This window comes from Herbiconiux sp. FW305-C-125 (genome assembly GCF_058783455.1).
In genome coordinates, this window is record NZ_JBYSYO010000006.1 from 149,009 (window position 1) to 165,757 (window position 16,749).

General features: G+C 69.7%; 13 protein-coding genes. 4 read left to right on the forward strand and 9 right to left on the reverse strand.

Translation table 11 applies throughout. From position 1 onward, the window contains the following. Positions 1–118 precede the first annotated feature (118 nt). A complete protein-coding gene (ald, locus tag AC3WLB_RS15980; RefSeq protein WP_492507622.1) occupies positions 119–1,240 on the reverse strand; it encodes an alanine dehydrogenase in 1,122 nt (373 codons plus the stop codon). A 119-nt stretch (positions 1,241–1,359) separates the two neighbouring features. Here ald and AC3WLB_RS15985 point away from each other — a divergent pair, with 119 nt between their 5' ends. Then, entirely contained in the window at positions 1,360–1,896 is a 537-nt protein-coding gene (locus tag AC3WLB_RS15985; RefSeq protein ID WP_022897230.1) for a winged helix-turn-helix transcriptional regulator, read from the forward strand. Further along, the gene (locus AC3WLB_RS15990; protein ID WP_492507625.1) at positions 1,893–2,396 is read left to right on the forward strand and encodes a gluconokinase; all 504 of its coding nucleotides are present in this window, start codon (positions 1,893–1,895) and stop codon (positions 2,394–2,396) included. The genes AC3WLB_RS15985 and AC3WLB_RS15990 overlap by 4 nt, the downstream gene beginning before the upstream one ends. 3 nt (positions 2,397–2,399) lie before the next feature. On the opposite strand, the gene AC3WLB_RS15995 is transcribed toward AC3WLB_RS15990, so the two are convergent. The 3 genes from AC3WLB_RS15995 to AC3WLB_RS16005 are packed head-to-tail and all read right to left on the reverse strand — an operon-like array spanning position 2,400 to position 6,286. After that, positions 2,400–4,001 carry a GMC oxidoreductase gene (locus AC3WLB_RS15995; protein ID WP_492507627.1) on the reverse strand — a complete coding sequence of 534 codons (1,602 nt, stop codon included), beginning with the start codon at positions 3,999–4,001 and terminating at the stop codon, positions 2,400–2,402. After that, complete coding sequence (locus AC3WLB_RS16000; protein WP_492507629.1) at positions 3,998–4,942, reverse strand: sugar phosphate isomerase/epimerase family protein; 945 nt, start codon at positions 4,940–4,942, stop codon at positions 3,998–4,000. Before AC3WLB_RS16000 ends, AC3WLB_RS15995 begins: the two co-directional genes overlap by 4 nt. Before the next feature lie 27 nt (positions 4,943–4,969). Then, complete coding sequence (locus AC3WLB_RS16005) at positions 4,970–6,286, reverse strand: MFS transporter (protein ID WP_492507631.1); 1,317 nt, start codon at positions 6,284–6,286, stop codon at positions 4,970–4,972. Between the two features lie 107 nt (positions 6,287–6,393). On the opposite strand from AC3WLB_RS16005, the gene AC3WLB_RS16010 reads away from it, so the two are divergent. Next, positions 6,394–7,002 (forward strand): TetR/AcrR family transcriptional regulator, encoded by a 609-nt coding sequence (locus AC3WLB_RS16010; RefSeq protein ID WP_492507633.1) that lies wholly within the window; start codon positions 6,394–6,396, stop codon positions 7,000–7,002. Positions 7,003–7,020: 18 nt separating this feature from the next. On the opposite strand, the gene AC3WLB_RS16015 is transcribed toward AC3WLB_RS16010, so the two are convergent. After that, positions 7,021–7,536, reverse strand: coding sequence for a nucleoside deaminase (locus AC3WLB_RS16015; RefSeq protein WP_492507635.1), 516 nt, complete (start codon positions 7,534–7,536; stop codon positions 7,021–7,023). Between the two features lie 169 nt (positions 7,537–7,705). Between AC3WLB_RS16015 and AC3WLB_RS16020 the strand changes: the two genes are divergently transcribed. Next, entirely contained in the window at positions 7,706–12,451 is a 4,746-nt protein-coding gene (locus AC3WLB_RS16020) for a heparinase II/III domain-containing protein (RefSeq protein ID WP_492507637.1), read from the forward strand. Positions 12,452–12,550: 99 nt separating this feature from the next. On the opposite strand, the gene AC3WLB_RS16025 is transcribed toward AC3WLB_RS16020, so the two are convergent. The 4 genes from AC3WLB_RS16025 to AC3WLB_RS16040 are packed head-to-tail and all read right to left on the reverse strand — an operon-like array spanning position 12,551 to position 16,567. Then, a complete protein-coding gene (locus AC3WLB_RS16025) occupies positions 12,551–13,483 on the reverse strand; it encodes a Gfo/Idh/MocA family protein (protein WP_492507639.1) in 933 nt (310 codons plus the stop codon). A gap of 8 nt (positions 13,484–13,491) precedes the next feature. Then, the gene (locus tag AC3WLB_RS16030; RefSeq protein ID WP_492507641.1) at positions 13,492–14,364 is read right to left on the reverse strand and encodes a carbohydrate ABC transporter permease; all 873 of its coding nucleotides are present in this window, start codon (positions 14,362–14,364) and stop codon (positions 13,492–13,494) included. Continuing rightward, a complete protein-coding gene (locus tag AC3WLB_RS16035) occupies positions 14,361–15,266 on the reverse strand; it encodes an ABC transporter permease subunit (protein WP_022898726.1) in 906 nt (301 codons plus the stop codon). The genes AC3WLB_RS16030 and AC3WLB_RS16035 overlap by 4 nt, the downstream gene beginning before the upstream one ends. Next, on the reverse strand, positions 15,263–16,567 hold the full coding sequence (locus AC3WLB_RS16040; RefSeq protein WP_492507644.1) for an ABC transporter substrate-binding protein: 1,305 nt from the start codon (positions 16,565–16,567) through the stop codon (positions 15,263–15,265). The genes AC3WLB_RS16035 and AC3WLB_RS16040 overlap by 4 nt, the downstream gene beginning before the upstream one ends. Between the last annotated feature and the right edge of the window lie 182 nt (positions 16,568–16,749).

The following is a 16,749-nucleotide window of genomic DNA, read 5'->3' on the forward strand; positions in this document are numbered from 1 at the left end:
TGCAACGGCTTACGTTGCCCATCCAGTATCGCCCGGCCGCGTTACGGCCGTATTTCGCCGGTAACTTTCGGTCACACGGGCACGGGCACGGGCACGGGCACGTGCATCCGACGCGACGTCAGGCGGGCAGCTCCACCAGCTCGGCCAGCGGCGTGTAGCCGAAGTGCGGGAAAGCGTCGGCGGTCGGGGCGTGGGTGAGGTGCCCGTCCACCGCCGACACCGCGGGCGCCAGCGCGGCGTTGCGGAGCACCGCGTCGCGCCAGCCGCGGTCGGCGAGCTGGACCACGTAGGGCAGCGTCGCGTTGGTGAGCGCGGCGGTGGAGGTGGCCGCGACGGCACCGGGCATGTTCGCGACGCAGTAGAAGATGGAGTTCTCGACGCGGTAGGTCGGGTCGTCGTGGGTGGTGGCGTGGGAGTCCTCGAAGCAGCCGCCCTGGTCGATCGCGATGTCGACGAGCACCGAGCCCGGCTTCATCCGGCTCACCAGGTCGTGCGAGACGAGCTTGGGCGCCTTCGCCCCGGGCACCAGTACGGCCCCGATCACGAGGTCGGCCTCGAGCACGCTGCGCTCGACCTCGTAGGCGTTCGAGACGACGGTCTTCACCCGCCCCGCGTACACCTCGTCGAGATGCCGCAGCCGCGGGATGCTGAGGTCGAGCACCGTCACGTCCGCCCCCGCGGCGACGGCCTGCTGGACGGCGTTCTCGCCCGCCATGCCACCGCCGATCACGGTCACCTTGGCCGGCCGCACCCCGGGCACGCCGCCGAGCAGCACGCCACGGCCGCCCTGGGAACCCATCAGGTGGTAGCTGCCGACCATGACCGAGAGCCGGCCCGCCACCTCGCTCATCGGGGCGAGCAGCGGCAGGCTGCCATCGGCCAGCTGCACCGTCTCGTAGGCGAGCGCGGTGGCCTTCGATTCGAGCAGCGCGGCCACGAGGGGTTCGGCGGCGGCGAGGTGCAGGTAGGTGAAGATGAGCTGCCCCTCGCGCATCCGCCCGTATTCGGGGGCGATCGGCTCCTTCACCTTCACGATCATCTCGGCGCCCCACACGGTGTCGAGGTCGACGACGGATGCGCCTGCCGCCTCGTACTCCGCGTCGCTGATCGCCGCGCCGAGGCCGGCGCCCTGCTGCACCAGCACCTCATGGCCGTGCTTCACCAGTTCGAACACACCCGAGGGCGTCATCGCCACGCGGAACTCGTTGTTCTTGGTCTCTTTCGGAACACCGATGATCACGGCAGTCTCCTTCGTCGTCTGCCGAAAATTATCAACGTGATTCCCTTGTCTGTCACCAAAGCCGAATAGAATTCGGTGAAGTGCGCCTCATGACTGCTTTGATTCGGAGGAGAAATCGCGTGACGAGCATCGACGAAATCGACGAGCGCATCGTGTGGGAGCTCTGCCGCGAGGCGAGGCTGCCGAACAAGGAGCTGGCCGAGCGGGTCGGCATCGCACCCTCGACGTGTCTCGTGCGAGTGCGGGCCCTCGTGCAGAACGGGGTGCTGCGCTCGTTCCACGCCCAGCCCGACTGGGCATCGCTCGGCCTGCCGATCGAAGCGATCGTGGCCGTGCGGCTCAAGGCGCAGGCGCGAGCTGAGATCAAGACCTATGCGCAGCGAGTCATCACGCTGCCGAACGTGCTCGACGTGTTCTTCTTGGGTGGCGCCGACGACTTCCTGATCCACGTGGCCTGCACCTCCACCGGCCAGCTGCGCGACTTCGTGGCCACCGAACTCAGCATGGACAACGCTGTGGCGTCGACCCAGACGAACATCGTCTTCGACCACCTGATCGGCGTCGAGCACATGGATGCCGGGTCGAGCTGGAAGCAGGTGCGCGACGCGGTGGCCGCCCCGTCGGCACGGGTGCCCTCCCCTAAGCTCGAACGGTGACTTCAGGACCGGCGCGGATCGTGGTGATGGGGGTCTCGGGCTCCGGCAAGTCCTCAGTGGGCTCGGCGCTGGCCGCGGAGCACGGGTGGGCGTTCGTGGATGCCGACGACCTGCATCCGGAGGCCAATGTCGCCAAGATGGCTGCCGGCACGCCGCTCACCGACGCCGACCGCTGGCCCTGGCTCGATGCCGTCGCCGCCACCCTCGCGTCGGCGCCGGGCGGCATCGTGGTCGCCTGCTCCGCGTTGAAGCGCAGCTACCGCGACCGCATCCGCGCCACCGCGCCGGGCGCCGTGTTCCTCGAGCTGACCGGGCCGCGCGAGCTGCTCTGGGAGCGCATGACCGCGCGCCCCGGCCACTTCATGCCCGCGTCGCTGCTCGACTCGCAGCTCGCCACGCTCGAGAGCCTGGCGCCCGACGAGTCGGGTGCCCTCGTGAGCATCGAGGGCACCCGTGCCGAGGTGCTCGCCCGCGCGGGCGCGGCGCTCCTCGGCGCCTGAGCGCTACCGCGCGACCGGAGCGGCGGCTGCCGCCTCGTGGGTCGCGTCGTCGACGGTGCGCGCGGGCAGCGACTCCGCGAGCGCCGTCGCCGCGCGCCAGGCCAGCGCAACCGTGGTGAGCGTCGGATTCGCGGCGGTGGCCGTGGGAATGACCCCGTTGCCCCCGACGAAGAGGTTCTCGACGCCCCACACCCGCAGCCGCTCGTCGCAGACGGAGTCGCCGTCGTCGACGGCGCCCATCCGCACGGTGCCCTGGTAGTGCAGCGACGAGCCGCCCGCTGCGAGGGTCGGCTCCTCGGTCAGCGTGCCGATCCGTTCGGCCGCGCGGACGGAGTTCTGCTGCATCGCCGCGATCGTCTCGAGGTCGCGCTCGGTGCGGGAGTAGCGGATCGACATCCGCGGCAGGCCGTAGAAGTCGGTCTCGGTCTCGCTGAACTCCACCGCGTCCTCGTACCGCACGTCCTTCGCCGCGTACCAGGCCAGGATGCCGAGGCGCGAGGTGCTGGGGTCGTCGCCGAGCGCGAGCGCGTACGGTGAGCCCGCCAGGGCGATGACGCCGCCCTGCATCGGCCGCGCATCCGAGAACGGGATCAGCACGTAGCCGAGCGCTTTCGGGTCGCGGTCGAACGCCGCCGGGTCGAAGTCGTCGGAGAGGTAGACGAACGACGCCATCTGGAAGTGCTCGTTGAGGTGGTGGCCGAGGGCAGCCGGCCGGATGCCGCTCGCGAACAGCAGCTGCGGGGTGCGCAGCCCGTCGGCGCAGACCACGACGCGCGCGGCACGGACGATGTAGCACTCGCCGGTGCGGCGGTCTTCGAGTTCGACACCGGTGGCGACGCCGTCCTCCACCAGCACGCGCCGGGCGAGCGTCTCGGGCCGCAGCTCGAACCCGGGCACCGTCTGCTCGATCTCGCCGAGGATGGTGCCGGTGCCGGTGAAGAGGAGCCGGTCGCCCTCCCAGTGGGTCGCGCTCGGCATGAAACCGACCGGGGTGAGTCCAGGCCCGTCGAACTCGTCGGCCATTGCCGCGTAGAACCGGGCGGCGAGGCCGGTGCCGGGCGGCGTCTGCTTCGTCACCCCCAGCACCTGCTCGGCGTGGTCGAGCGCAGCATCCAGCTCGGCCGCGGGGATGAACGGGATGCGCTCGGACTGGTGGGGCCGGGGCGTCGATGTGCCCCAGTGGACGCCCATGCCCCCGACGCCCGTCGCCATGCTCGCGGCGGGCAGCCCCACCTCACCCTCGCGCAGCGCCGGCCGCGGGTCGACGAAGTGCAGCCCGGGCAGGATGGTCTGCCGGAACTCCAGGCTCGGGTCGAGCCCTTCGGCGATGTCGAGCAGCGCGGCAGCGCGCTCCACCCCGGCCTCCGGCCCTTGGGTGAGCAGCTGCACGGCGGCACGCTGCTCCTCGGTCATGTTCTGGGTGTGGTCGCCACGCACGCCGGGAAGCAGGGGGCCGGCCTCGACCATGAGGATGCGCGCATCCGGTCGCTGCTCGCCGATGGTGCGGGCGTACATCGAGCCGGCAGGGCCGCTGCCGACGATCAGCACGTCGACCTCGCGCTCCCGGTCGAAGCCGTTCTCAGACGAGTGGCGGGGCGCGCTCATGCCCGCACCTCCGAGGCCTGGCGGGCCACCTCGAGCACGCGAGCACTCTTGGCCCACGGGTCTCCGCCGGTGCCCTCGTACTCCACGGTGAGCGGGCCGTCGTAGCCATGGGCGCGCAGGATGCCGATGGCCCGGTCGAGGTCGATGGCGCGTACCACCCCGGCGTCGTCGACGTCGTGCGCCTTCACGTGCACGAGCTCGGCGCGGGGTGCGAGCGCCTCGATGCCGGCGTACACCGACGCGAGGTCGACGTTCTCGAGCAGCGCGACGGGGTCGATCGGTTCACCCCCCGGGGCCTGGAACACCAGGGCCATCACCGGTTGCATGAGGGCGTCGAAATTGCCGAGGTCGAGCAGCAGGCCGAGGTGCTCGGAGCCGACGGCGTCGAGGAGACCGAGCATCCAGGCCGGGTCGCTGCTCGGACCGCCGTGGTTCTCGACCAGCAGGCGGCTGCCCTGGGAGGCGGCGTAGTCGCCGAGCTCCACCAGCGCCGCGACGAGGTGCGCCGGCGGTTCGCCGCCCTGGTGCGGGCTGAACGGGGAGCCGGGGTTCACGCGCACGAATTGCGCGCCCATCGCGCTGAACCGCTCGATCCAGCGCTTCAGCTCGGCGATGTCGGCGGCGCGCTTGGTGTCGTCGGCCTCGAGCAGGTCGCCGGTGTCGATCGCGACGTTGAGCAGACGCACGCCGGATGTGCGGAGGCCGTCGGCGAAGGCGTCCAGTTCCGGGTCGGTCAGGCCGCCGCGGAACTGGAACGCCACCGTCTCGATGGCCGTCACCCCGAACTCGGCCTTCGCCCGCGCCGGGAACTCGGCGAGGCTGGTGAGGCTCTCGTACGGGAACGAGAAGGTGTGGGTCTCGCCCGCGGGGTCGGTGAAGCTGAACTCGACGGGGCCGAGGTGTTCCCGCACGCTGTACGAGGACATGGAGAGGATGGTCATGGTTGCTTTCTCCTGAGGGGTTGGGGATCAGACGGTGGCGGGAGCGGGCACCGGGGCCTCGCGGGTGATCTGGGCCCAGCGCGGGTCGCCCTCGCGCCCGAGCTCGGGCAGCCGGAGCACGAGGAACGCACCGACGATGCCGAGCACGGCGAGCGTGACGTAGAGAGCGCTGAAGCCACCGATGCCGAGCAGCAGCGGCGCGATGAACGGCACGAACGACTGCGGCAGGGTGTTGGCCATGTTGATGATGGCGAAGTCCTTGCCGGCGTTCTCGGCGCTCGGCAGCATGCGAACGCAGAGGGCGCTGTCGATGGAGAAGAAGAGACCCGTGCCGATGCCGAGCACGGCGACCGCGAGGTACACGACCTCCACGGTGGGCGCGAAGCCCTGCAGCACGAGCGCGCCGGCGCCGAGGATGCCGGCGACGATGACGAAGGGCTTCTGGCGGCGGATGCGGTCGGAGATCGGGCCGGCGACGATGCTGGTCACCGCGAGCAGCCCCACCGAGATGAGCGAGAGCAGCAGCACCGTGGCGCCTACGTCTTCGGGCGCGATGCCGAAGCGGTCCATCAGGAAGAAGGCGTTGTAGGTGCCGCTCGCGTACGCGCAGGTGAGGAGGAAGCGCACGAGCCAGGCCCAGCCGAATGCGGGGTGCTTGCGCGGGTTCAACCAGAACGACAGGGCCAGCTGCTTGAGGTTGAGGCTTTCCTGGCCCGGCGCCGGTCGATGCTGAGGGTCGCGGAGGAGGATGACGGCGAGAACACCGAGCACCGCCGCGATGACGGCGACGGTCGCCCACTGCGCCAGCGGGTCTTTCAGGGCGCTGACCGCGGCGATTCCCGCGAGCGGGCCGACGGCGGCGGCCAGCCCGACGAAGCCGGAGACCGTGCCTCGGCGGAACTTCGGCACCTGGTCGGCGAGCAGCGCGCTGGTCGCGGCCTGCTGGAAGTTGAAGAGGGTCTGGGTGAGGCACCAGATGAGGGCGACCTGCCAGATCTCGGTGGTGAACGCGAAGGCGAACACCGCCAGCGAGCCGCCGAGTGCGCCGGTCAGGATCCAGGTGCGCCGGCGGCCGAATCGCGCCGCTGTGCGGTCGCTGATGCGGCCGGCGAGCGGATTCGCCACCAGGGCGAACAGGGCGCCCACACCGGTGATGAAGCCGAAGGCGGCTGCGGCGTCGGCACCCGCGATGCGGGTGGTCTGCAGGGTGAGCAGCAGCTGCAGCGGGGTGAGCAGGGCGATGAGGGCGCCGACGTTCGATGAGAACATCGCCGCGATGAGGCGGGGTAGCGGCGTGGCGGGCTTGTCGCTCAGATCCTCGACGGCGATGTCGGGCTGGGTCATGGCACTCCTTCGTGCGGGTGAAAGTGACTCCAAAGTGGAAGTGACTTTCATTTTGGGATCGCTGCCATAAGGATGTCAAGACCGTCTTCTGTCGATACACTGACGGCATGGGACTGCGGGAGATGAAAGCGGAGCGCACGCGGCGCCAGATCGCCGAGGTGGCCGTCACCGCATTCATCGAGCGCGGCTACGACGAGACGACGATGGAGCAGATCGCCGAGGCCGCCGAGATCGGCACGTCCACGCTCTACCGGTACTTCCCGAGCAAGGAGCTCCTCATCCTCGAGCCCCTCGCTCAGGTGCTCGATTACGGCCGTTACCTCCGCGCGCGCCCGGCCGACGAACCCCTCCCCGTCGCGCTCGGGGCGGCACTGCTGGCCATGGCGGACGACTTCGCCGACCCGGCCAGGCGCATCACGGAGATCCGGCGCATCATCGACGTGTCGGCGGTGCCGCGGGCGCGATTGTGGGACTACTTCCTCAGCAGCCGCGCCGACTTCGAGGCCGCGCTCGCCGAGCGGATGGGTCTCGCGCCCACCGACCACAGCGTGCAGATCACGGTCGGCATCGCGCTCGACATCTTCTACCGGGTCGACGACCAGTGGAAGGGCGATCACACGAAGGACTACCGAATCCTCTTCCGGGATGCCTTGGCATCGCTCGCCACCACGCCGATCATCGTGCCGAAACTGCCCGAGACCACGCCGCCGCGCTGACTCGCGGCGACGCCCGGCTCAGCGCCAGAAGCCGCGCTGCACCTCAGTGGCCGCAGGAAGGTCGACGGGGCCGACGACCTCGACCGCGCGGCCGCCGCGGGCGAGCACTTCCCGAGAGGGCAGGGCGAGCGTCGGCACCCCGTCCTGAGCACCGACGATCTCGCGGAGGCCGCCCTCCGAGAGCGCGAAGACGATGCGCGGGATGCCCGCCCAGTAGATCGCGCCGGTGCACATCGCGCACGGCTCGGTGCTGGTGTAGAGCGTGCTGCCGGCCAGCTCGTCGAGCTGCAGCTGCTGCCCGGCGTCGCGCACGAGATTAGTCTCGGCGTGCCCGATGGGGTCGTGCCCCGTGTTCACGGTGTTCATCGCCTCGACGACGACGCCCGCCGCGGTGACGAGCACGGCACCGAACGGGTGGTCCCCGCGATCCCGTGCGGCCCGCGCCAGCGCGACCGCCCGTTCGAGGTGTTCCCGGTCGGTGGGCGCGAGAGCTCCGGGGTCGAGTGCAGAATGCGCGGGATCGGATGCGACCATCCATCCAGCATGTCACGAATACCTCGGGTGGAGTCAACATGGGTTGCTCAAAATCTCTATAGGCCGCATATTACGGTCAACGTGAGATGCAACCCGGGTAGACAAATCCTTGCGCTCAAGTCGTGCCCGCCGCTACTCTCCATGGCAGAGCACACCAACGGAGGATGCCATGGCTCACACTCGCGACCACGCCACGACCGATCAGCACGGCCATCTGCGGGCCCGCATCCGCCGGCTCGTCGGCCTGACCCTCAGCGCCGCTGTCGTTGCGAGCGGCCTTGTCGTCGGCACGGCCGTGGCCGCTTCGGCGAGCCCGGAACCGACCGTCGACCTCAGCCTGCTGAAGAACCCCGGGTTCGAGACGCTGAGTGGCGGCTCCCCGGCGTCGTGGTCGTTCACGACTCTCGCCGGGAGCTCGACGGGGGCGTCGGATGCGACGACGAGCGCCGAGGGGTCGCGCTCGGTCACCATCACCAACGGCACCGGCACCTCGTCCGGCGAGTGGACGGCGGCCGCCCTCCCGGTCGACGCCACCGGCGTGCTGCAGATCTCGGCCGTGGGCCGCACTACCGACGTCGACGGCTCGGCGGTGCTCCGAGTGGTCTACCGCGACGCATCCGGGGTGGTGGGCGAGCAGGAGTCCGACGACGTGCTGCTCGGCACCGCCGACTGGACCCCGATCTCGATGGTCTCCTCGGTGCCGGCCGAGGCGCTCACCGCGGCCGTCTCGGTGCGACTCACCGGGAGCGGTTCGGCAGGCTTCGACTGGGTGACCGTGGAGGAGCCCGGGCAGTACAACCGACTGAGCAACCCCAGCGCCGAGGTCGCCGATTCGGCGGGTGGGCCGGCGAACTGGGCGATCGCCGGCGAGACGGCGACGGCGCAGTCGTTGCTCAACCCCGGCTTCGAGTCGAGCCCGGCGGCCTCCGGCTGGTGGGCAGCGAAGTGGGCGGGCACCAGCACGCTCACCGCCGGCGCCGTCACCCACTACGCCGGCTCGAACGGCGCGAAGATCAGCTCGGCCGACCCTGCGACCGAGGCGGGCTGGGTGAACATGAACAACGGCACCTATTACGACGTCACGCCCGGTCAGACCTACACGATGAGCGTCTTCGTGAACGTGGCATCGCTCGGCTCCGCCACGAGCGGCGGCGCACGTGTGCAGGTGTCGGCCCTCCTCCGCGACAGCGCGCTGACCACCTCGAAGGAGGTCGCCGCACCTGTGATCGATCAGGCCACGAGCGGCTGGACGATGGTGCGTCTGAGTTTCACGCCGGCGACCGGCTCGACGAAGGTGCGCTTCACCGTGAAGCTCTACGGCGTCGGCGAGGTCTACGTCGATCAGCTCAGCTGGGCGCAGGCCTCGTGGGCCCGCGACCCCGCGTTCGCGAACAAGGACGGCGGCAAGGCGGTGGTCTCCTGGGACACGGCGCAGCACAGTGAGGGCTCCCGGTCGCTCAAGGTGGCGGTGACGGACGATGGGTACACGGCGGGCTGGGCGAGCGGTGCCATCCCGGTGCGGGTCGGAGACTTCTATCGGGCAGGCGCACTCGTGAAGACCAGTTCGGCGGTGTACGGCGGTTACCTGCTGGTGGAGTTCTTCGACGCCGGCGGGGCAACTCTGGTGCAGTATCCCTCCGAACCCGTGGTCGGCACGAGCGACTGGACGGCCGTCTCCGTCGATGCCTGGGCGCCCGGCGATGCGGTGAGCATGCGGGTCGATCTCGTGCTGACAGCCTCCGGCACAGCCTGGGCCGATTCGCTCTGGATCTCACAGCCATCCGAGAACCGGGCCGTCAACGCGAGCAACGAGTACACGGTGGGTCTCGCCTACGGCGTGCAGGGACGGGCCGCCTACACCTGGGCCGGCAACGGCACCAGCGCGGTGGATGCCACGGTGTCGCACTCGGGTTGGAGATCGGCGCGGTCGCAGGGCGACTCCAGCGACGACCAGACGGGCTGGATCGGGCAGGACGTACCGGTCGAGCCGGGTCGACTCTACGACTACGCCACCTGGGTGAAGACGAACGCGGTGGCGAACAAGGCCGCCCTCGTCGCCATCTTCAAGCGCCCCGACGGAACGGTGCTCTCCCAGGTCGACCTCGCCACCATCGCCGGCACCAACGGCTGGACGCGCATCAGCAGCCTCCGTTCCGCCGCGCCGGCCGGTGCCGCGACGGTACGCCTCGATGTGCGTCTGACGGGCAGCGGCACGGCGTGGTTCGACGACCTCGACCTCGTGGGGCCGATCGCTGAACATCCGTCGACCCTCTTCACGAGCGCCGACGTACCGGCGCTCCAGGCGAAAGCCGCCGACGGCGGTGAGGGCGAGGCCTTCCTCACGGTGCTGAAGAATCAGTCCGACGCCTGGAGCGAGAGCCAACTCGACGACCTCGCCTGGTCGGTCGACCCGTGGTCGACGGTGCTCCGGGGCGTCGGGGACGGCACGAACCCGACCACGACACCGGCCGCGACCGCCACCATCGGAGTCGGCATCCAGGTCAGCGGCCACGGCACGGCCTACGTCGACGACGTGCGCATCGACCGCATCCTCGATCAGGGCCGCACCATGCCGGTCGCGCTGACCAACGCGGGGTTCGAGAACGGCACCGGCACTCCCGACTCCTGGACTCTCGTCACCACGTCCGGGTCGGGCGCCGTCGCGCTCTCGCCCGTCGTGCGTGCCGGGAACGGAGCGGCCTCGGCGCGGATCGACACCGACTCGCTCGGCACGGTCACGTCCCTGGCCATGCAGAGCGGCGCCCGGATCGCCGCGACCGCCGGCCAGCAGTACCTCTATCAAGCCGAGGTGCGTGTCGACGACCCCGGCGTCACCGTGCAGCTCGCGGTGACGTACTACGACGCGGCGGGCACGGCGATCCGCACCGACACGTCGAGCCCGGGCGAGAGCATCAGCTTCCCCACGCGCACCAACTTCGGGATGGGCACCGCCACGACCGGCGAGTCCGCGCTGTGGACCGGGCTCGGCGACCCGCAGTACGCACGCAAGGCGTCGCTGCGGCTGCTCTACCAACTCCGCGAGATCCACCTGTGGACCGTGCGGCAGATGCAGGGGAACGACCCACGCTCGCTGGCCGCGTTCTACTCGGTCACCCGCACCACCGACTACCTCGCCCAGGTTTACGACGCCATCGCAACCGCGACCGACGGCGGCACCCCGGTGATCTCGGCCGCCGAAGACGCCGAGCTCCGCTACCTGTTCGGCTGGATCGGTTCGCAGTTCCAGAACACGCGCTACTACGACACCCTCGAGGCCGCGCAGGTGAAGAACAACATCACCCTCGACGCCCACGGCGCGCTCGCGATGCTCGCCATGGTCTTTCCCGAGAACACCGACGCTCCGGCGTGGTACGAGTCCGGGATGGGAGGGATCGAGTGGATGCTCGCCAACGTCGTCACCGACGACGGCGCGTGGCCCGAGTCGTCGCGCTACCAGGGCGGGATCATGCGCACCCTGCTGCCCGTGCTCGTGGCCGCGAAGAACTCGCATCCGGGTGATCCGGCAGCCGACTTCTTCGACTACGACGCGAGCGACCCGCTGGTGGCCGAGAAGGACAAGCTGAAGAAGCTCTTCTCCTGGTTCGTCACGGTGCAGACCCCGCTCGACCCGGTGGGCTACTACCCCGACCCGGTCGACCCCGACCGTCGCGTGCACGATGTCGCGCTCACGCCGGGGGTCGACGACGCGAACTGGGAGCCCACCTGGTTCGCCGACCTCGCCTGGGCCGCGTCGCAGTACCAGGAGTCCGATCCCGCTCTGGCCGGCGAGCTGGCCTGGACCTGGGATCGTGGCGGCCGACTCTGGACCCCGGAGGCGACCCCCGGCAACGCGCTCGCCTCGTTCGCCCTGGTCGATCCCGCCGTCACTGCGGTGCAGCCCACGCTGAGCTCCACCAGCACCGACTTCTTCTACCAGATCATCCGCAACGACGTCGGCCAGCCCGACGAGGACTACCTCCTCTTCACGGCCGGCGATTACCACATCCACGGTCACTACGGCGCGACGGGCTTCTCGCTCTGGGCCGACGGGGTCCCGCTGCTCCTGGACAGCGGGGTGGTCGATTACGGCCAGTCGCTCGTGCAGTGGTACCGCCGCACCTCGGCCCAGAACCGCATCTCGCTGTACACCGACACCGGGTTGCAGAGCATCAAGTACAAGGGTCCGTGGAATTCGAGCGTGCTCCCGTCGTTCTTCTCGGCCGGCCTCGACTACGTCGGCGGCGACACAGCGGTGCCGAGCTACGCCGACCCGGATGCGACGACAGCGGCGCGCCGCCACATCTTCATGGTGAAGGAGCCGTTCGAGGCGTACGTGGTGTGGGACGACCTGCGCGGTGTGCTCCCCCAGTACGTGGGCGCGGCGTCGTGGCTGAACGCCCTCACCCCCGAGCCGATCGACTACAGCGGACCACTCGCCACCGTGCACGGCTACGAGGGAGTCGATCTCGACATCCGCTACCTCGACCCCGGTGTCTCGCTCAGCGCCGCCGACTTCGGCACCTCGGGCCTCGGCGGCACGCGGTACACGGATGCGACGGGGTCGACCCTCATCAACACCCAGCAGTCGATCAAGCTGCCGCTCACCGTCGACTCGGGTTCGGTGCGGTCGCTCATGGTGCTGTTCCCGCGCGGTGCCGCGGATCCGGGGCTCAGCTACGACGACGTCGTCGTGGCAGGCGCACCGGCGGGGGTGCGCGTGATCACGGTCACCGACTCCACCGGCGCCTACTTCGTGATCGCCGTGAACGCCGGCGGCACCGCCCAGAACGCGAGCTTCGCGAGCACCGACGAGTTGCAGGATGCGAAGGCGAACGCGAGCTACGCACCCTCCGCTGGCACGGTGACGGTGCCGCTCGAGGCGAACTCGATCGCGGTGCTGCAGGTGGGCTCGTGACCGAGCGGCCACCGGCAGGGCCCGGCAGCAGCCCTCAGGGCGCGCTGCCGGGCCGGCGAGCGGCTCCTAGTGGCGTGCTGCCGGACCGGCGAGCGACTCCTAGTCGCGCGATACCGCGCCGGCGAGCGGCCCGTTGAGCTGCTCGGCGAGGCGCATCGAATGCAGGTAGGTCGCGAGCGGCACCGGGCTCGGTGCGCCGCTACGCACGGCGGCGAGGAAGGCCGCGGTCTCGGCGAGGGTTCCCTCACGCTCCCAGGCCGCGAGGCCCGCCGTGGACGTCTCGCTCACCACCTGCCCGTGCTCCCACGCCGTGTACCCGGCGTCGCCCGTCGCGCCGAAGCGGATGTGCACCGAACGCTCGGCCGCCAGCAGTCGCAGCTCCTCGACCTGCGCACCGGCGGTCGGGGCGAACGCGAGCGAGCCCGAGCATCCGCTCTCCGCGGTCACGAGTGCGTCCGCCCAGAGCGCCCCCGCGACGTCGCGGGAACGACGCGCGGCGAGCGTCAGCGGCGAACCCGCCGCGGCGCCGAAGGCGTCGACGAGGTGCACGCCCGTGTTGTAGACGAAGTCGGGCTCCGAACGAGCGCTGCGCGCCATCACGCCGATGGCGGCCGTCGGCACGATGCCGCCGAGCCAGTCGAGACCGCCGGTGAAGGCGGGATCGAAGCGGCGGTTGGCGCTCACCATCACCAGGGGTGCCGCTGCCGACAACTCGGCCACGAGCGACTCGCCCTCGGCGCTCGACGCCGCGAACGGCTTCTCCACCAAGCAGGGCACTCCGTGCCCGACCACCAGCCGCGCCAGCTCGGGAACGGTCGGCGTGGGCGTGAGCACCAGGCAGGCATCCAGCCGCTCCGCGAGCAGGGACTCGGCCGACGCGTACCCGCGCTCGAAGCCGAACTCCCGCGCCGCGTCGTCGGCCGCCGGATGTCGCGGGTCGGCCACTCCCACGAGTTCCAGAGCGAACTCGTCCCGCAGCTCGGCGAGCGCCGGCAGATGGGCCGCGCGGCTGTGGCCGCCGGCGCCGATCACGCCCACCCTCACTTGAGACTGCCCGCCGTGAGACCGGCCCGCCAGAACCGCTGCGTGAGGATGAACACGATGATGAGCGGCACGATCGCCACGAAGGCGCCCACCATCACGAGCGTGTAGAACTGCGGCTCCAGCGCCACCTGGCTGTTCCAGTTGTAGAGACCGAGGCTCACGGGGAACAGGTCCTGGTTCGAGAGCATGACGAGGGGCAGGAAGAAGTTGTTCCAGATACCGATGAACTGGAACAGGAAGATGGTGGCGAAGCCCGGCAGCATCAGGCGCCAGGAGATGCCGAAGAAGGTCGTGAGCTCGCCTGCGCCGTCGACCCGGGCGGCCTCGAGCACCTCGTCGGGGATGTATCCCCGCGCGAAGATGCGGGCCAGGTACACGCCGAACGGGTTGCAGATCGACGGGATGAGCACGGCCCAGAAGGTGTTGACCACTCCGGTCGCCGAGGCCAGCAGATACAAGGGGAGCGCCAGCGCGGAGGTGGGGATGAGCACGCCGAGCAGCACGACGCCGAACAGCCGCTCCTTGCCGGCGAAGCTGTACTTCTCGAACGCGTAACCCGCGCAGACACTGAGGAACGCGCCGATCAGGGCACCGAACCCGGCGTAGAGCACGCTGTTGAGGTACCAGTGCAGGTAGATGCCGTTCGACTCGGAGAACAGGGCGCCGAGGTTGTCGAACAGCCGGAACCCGTTCCACTCGAACATGCTCGTGGTGTAGAGATCGCCGGTGGTCTTCGTGACCGCGGTGAACAGCCACACCAGGGGGAACAGCGTGTACACGGCGGCGGCGATCAGCACGGCGTGCGCGAGCACCCGCGAGGGGCCGACCCGGGTGGGGCGGCTGCGGGCGGTGCGGGTGGCGGCGCTCACGCGAATCCCTTCTTCCGGCCGAAAGCATTCAGGCTGTAGGAGATGACCGCCGCGAGCACCGCGATGAGGATGGATGCGGCCACCCCGGCGCCGTAGTCGTTACGGGTGAAGGTCACCAGATAGGCGTACATCGCGGGTGTCAGGGTGCTGGAGATGGTGGGGTCGTTCGAGCGCAGCAGGGTCGGCTCGGTGAACAACTGCAGTGCACCGATCACGGCGAACAAGGCGACGACGAAGGTGGTGGAGGTGACCTGCGGGATCTTGACCGACCACGCGATGCGCACCTGACCGGCGCCGTCGACCCGGGCGGCCTCGAGGGTGGACTGGTCGAGGGCCTGCAGGGCAGTGAAGTAGATGATGAGGTTGTAGCCGATCCACTCCCACGCGGCGATGTTGACCAGCGACGGCACGAGCACCGAGGAGTTCGTGAACGGGCTGAGGATGTCACCGGCATCGCCGAGCGCTTTCAGCACCGGGCTGATGGCCGGCGTGTAGAGGTAGGCCCAGATGATGGCCGCCACGAGACCGGGCACCGCGTGCGGGATGAACACCAGCAGCGGGATGGTCTTGCGCGCCCACTTGTACGCCCCGTCGACGAACAGGGCCAGGGCGAGCGGCACCAGGATGATGATCGGGATGTAGATCGCGCAGTACAGCAGCAGGGTGCCGAAGCTCTGCAGGAACACCGGGTCCGAGAGCACCTTCGCGTAGTTGGCGAACCAGACGAAGATCGTCTCGGGTGTGCCGACGCCCAGGCCGCTGCGCTTCTCGGTGAAGAAGCTCATCGTGAGGCCGTAGCCCAGTGGGAGCAGGATGCCCACCACGAAGAGGATTCCGAACGGAACGATGAGGATGGCTGCGGCCCGGCCCTCGCCGAGCCGCAGCCTGTTCTTTCTTCTCACTCGAGCAGTCCGGCGTCTTTCATCTGGGTGATCGTCTGCTTCTGGGCGTTCTCGAAGACCTCGCCGAGGGTGCCCCCGTTGGTGATGGTCGAGTACCCCTCGATGATCGCGGCGGTGGTGCCGGGCATGGTCGGACCCCAGACGAACGGCGCCTGCTCGGCCGCCCCGGCGTCGAACACCTCGTAGATGTCCTGGCCGCCGAAGTACGCGAGGTTGTCCGGGGTGAGGAACGTCTTGGCCGAGACGGCGCTCTGCGCCGGGAATGCCGGGTAGGAGCTGCCGGTCGAGGCCCGGGCTTCGGTGGCCGCGGGATCGGTCGTGAGCCAGGTCGCGAACTCGGCCGTCGCCTCGGGCTGGTCGCAGTCCTTCGTGATCGCGATGCCGGTGCCGCCGAAGCCGCCCGTCACGCCGTCACCCCAGCCCGGCATGACGGCCACGCGCCAGTCGCCGGCCTGGTCGGGGGCGAGAGCCGGCATCCCGGCCGCGTTGAACGGTCCGCCGAGGAAGCCCACCAGCTTGCCGGAGGTGACGTCGTTGTTCCAGTCGGCGGAGCCGGCTGCCACCACGTTCACCAGGTCGTCGTCGATGAGGCCCTGCCAGTAATCGGCGACCTTCATGCTGGCCGGGTCGGTCATGTCGACCGACCACTCGCCGCCCTCGGTCGAGAACCACTCGGCACCCGCCTGTGCCACCAGACCGGTGATGAAACGCACGTCCTGGTTGACGAAGCTGCCGATGTAGGTGCCGGGGCTGGCGGCCTGGACCTTCTGTGCCACGTCGCGGAACTCCTCCCACGTCTTCGGAACGCTGACGCCTGCCGCGTCGAACACATCCTGGCGGTAGAAGTAGGTCATCGCGCCGACCGACTGCGGGAAGGCCCAGCGCGTGTCGCCGACGCGCACCGTGTCCTGTGCCGTCTCGGGGAAGCTGTCGAGCACGTCGCCCGCGATGTCATCGAGCTGGAGGAAGGCGCCCTGGGTGGCCAGGCTGGTCAGGTCGCTCGTCGCCACGGTCGCCGCGCACGGCGCGTTGCCGGCCTTGAGGGCGTTGGTGAGCTTCTCCAGGCCGCCCGCCTCGGGGGCGGGGACCTGCTCGAAGTTCACGATGATGTCGGACTGCGATTTGTTGTAGGCATCGGCGACGAGGTCCATGCCGCCGAGGTTCGACCACCAGGTGATCTCCACCGGGCCCGATGGGGTCGGCGTCGCGGAGTCGGCGGATGACGTGCTGCAGCCGGCGAGCAGCAGGCCCGCCGTCGCAGCGACGGCGGTCACGGCCAGCGCGGTTCGGGTGTTCTTCATGTGCGTACAAGCTCCCTTGCTCGTGTGGGACTCGGTTCCGGGTCGCGGTCCGAGTGGTCGGGAGCCGCAAGAACCGTTATGCCATCCCACGATCGGTCTTGTCAACTCGTATCTACCCGAGTTGCTAAATTTTTGATGCCGTCGGAATGCTTATTTCTTGCCATCTCTCGCATCCATTGCGA